Source organism: Streptomyces fuscigenes (assembly GCF_021556455.1).
Classification (GTDB): Bacteria; Actinomycetota; Actinomycetes; order Streptomycetales; family Streptomycetaceae; genus Streptomyces; species Streptomyces fuscigenes.
Genome location: NZ_JAKGCV010000646.1, coordinates 1 through 2,306 on the forward strand (window position 1 = coordinate 1; position 2,306 = coordinate 2,306).

General features: G+C 73.9%; 2 protein-coding genes. One reads left to right on the top strand and one right to left on the bottom strand.

Annotated features, from left to right (window positions below; all coding sequences use genetic code 11):
• Window positions 1–178: 178 nt before the first annotated feature.
• Complete coding sequence (locus L1885_RS27330; protein WP_235799830.1) at window positions 179–955, bottom strand: SAM-dependent methyltransferase; 777 nt, start codon at window positions 953–955, stop codon at window positions 179–181.
• A gap of 425 nt (window positions 956–1,380) precedes the next feature.
• On the opposite strand from L1885_RS27330, the gene L1885_RS27335 reads away from it, so the two are divergent.
• A complete protein-coding gene (locus L1885_RS27335; RefSeq protein WP_235799831.1) occupies window positions 1,381–2,160 on the top strand; it encodes a class I SAM-dependent methyltransferase in 780 nt (259 codons plus the stop codon).
• The last annotated feature ends 146 nt before the right edge of the window (window positions 2,161–2,306 follow it).

The following is a 2,306-nucleotide window of genomic DNA, read 5'->3' on the forward strand; positions in this document are numbered from 1 at the left end:
CGGGCCCGGCTGACGGGCGACGGCCGGGCGGCCGCCTGAACGCGCTCGCCGCGCGGGCGTGTCGCGGGACTTCGGCCCCCGCGGCCGGAGCACCCGCCGTGCGCCGCCCGGGGCGTGGGTCGGGACGTACGGAGGAGTGGACGGTCGCGCGGACGGCCGCCGTGGCGGCCTTGGCCGATCAGCGCTTGACGGCGACGCCCGCGTAGTTGGGGTGGTGCTCCGCGCCCGGCTGGACCGGGGCGTCCTTGCGCCACAACGGCGTTGCCACCAGACCCGGTTCGACCTGCTCCAGGCCGTCGAAGAAGCGCTCGATCTCCGTGCGCGAGCGGCTCTGCGCCTCGATGGCGCTGGTGTACGTCTTGTTGAGCTTCTCGCCCTCCTCCGCGAAGCCGTCCAGGCACACGTGTGTCAGCGCGAGGTAGCTGCCTCTCGGCAGTGCGTCCACGAGGGCGCGCACGACGCCGTACGGGTCGTGGGCGTCCACGATGAAATGCATGATCGCGATCAGGGAGAGGGTGATCGGCTGCTCGAAGTCCAGGTGTTCGCGGGCCTGTTCGATGATGACCTGGGGCTCGCGGATGTCCGCCTCGATGTACTCGGTGGCGCCCTCGGGCGTGCCGACCAGCAGCGCCTCGGCGTGGCGCATGATGATCGGGTCGTTGTCCGCGTACACCACCCTCGCCGCCGGGTGCACGCCCTGGGCCACCTGGTGCAGGTTGGGGGCGGTGGGGATGCCGGTGCCGATGTCGAGGAACTGGGTGACGCCGTTGTTCGCCGTCCACGTCGTGGCGCGGCGCATGAACGCCCGGTTCTCGTGGGCCGCCAGCCGCATGAACTCCGGGATCCTCTCGCCGAGTTCGCGGTCCACCTCGTAGTGGTCCTTGCCGCCCAGCAGGTAGTCGTACACGCGTGCCGGATGCGGCCTGCTCGTGTCGACCCGCGGTTTCGCACCCATTGTCGCTCCGGTGGTGATTCGAGTACGGCTGCGGCACGCGGCGCGCCGGTACGAGGTGTCCGCCCGGGCCGCTGCCGTAGCACGTGAGTGTGCCACAGGTGCGGGTGCGCCGCGCGAGGTCGCGGGTGGAGGGGGCGTTCCCGCCGGTCGGTGGGGGCGGCTGTCCAACCCGGCTCCGGGGTCCGGCGGTTGGTCGGCGGGGCGGCGGTTCGGCGGGGCGGCTGGAGTGCCGGGTTTGATGGCGGTGCCGGAGAAGCCCGGGTCCCGGGGCGTCCGGGGCGTCCGGGGCGTCCGGGGCGTCCGGGGCGTCCGGGGGGCCGTCTCCCGGTCCCCCGACGGCCGACGCGCCCCTTCCGGCGCCAGGGGTGACCGGCACGCCTTCTTGGTGCTTGCGGGGGCGGCTGCGGCGCGAGTATGTTCCGAACATGAACAAAAGAATGGCGGACGGCAGCGCGGGGGACGCGGACTACGGCACGATCGGCGTGGGCTACACCTCCTACCGGCAACCCGAGCCGTACATAGGCCGGTTCATCTCCGACGCGCTGGGTGGCGCGCGCACTGTGGTGAACGTCGGCGCCGGGGCCGGCTCGTACGAGACGGGGGACCGCGAGGTGACGCCCGTCGAGCCGTCGGCCGTCATGCGGGCGCAGCGCCCGGCGCACCTGCCCGCCGCCGTCGACGCGGTGGCCGAGCATCTCCCCTTCGAGGACGGCACGTTCGACGCCGCCATGACCACGTTCAGCGTGCACCAGTGGGCCGACCCGGCCGCCGGGCTGCGCGAGATGCGCCGCGTGACGCGCGGGCCGGTGCTCGTCCTGACCTCGGACCCCGCGCTCGTGCGCGACTTCTGGCTCTACGCGTACGCTCCGCTCGTGCTCGACGCCGAGGCGCGCCGATATCCGGCTACGGACGCCATCGCCGGGGCGCTCGGCGGGCGCGTCGAGGTCGCCGCCGTCCCGATCCCGCTGGAGTGCGTCGACGGTTTCAACGAGGCGTACTACGGGCGTCCCGAGCGGCTCCTCGACCCGGGCGCCCGGCAGGCGAATTCGGCCTGGAGCTTCGTCGACGCCGCGACCCGTGAGCGGTACGCGGACGCGCTGCGCGTGTCCGTCGAATCGGGGGAGTGGGACGAGAGGTACGGGGAACTGCGCCGACAGCCCTTCTACGAAGGCTCGTTGGTGCTGGTGCGTGCGCTTCCGGCGTGACTGGACCGCCCCTTCCGGGCCCCCGGCCGGCGCGGCGGCGGCGTCGCCGGAGGGCCGGGGCGGGGCTCAGGCCGGGGTGGGGCAGAGGTGCGGGGCGGAGTGCGGCGGCAGGCAGCCGCGGGCCGCAGTCGTCTCCGGGCCGGTCG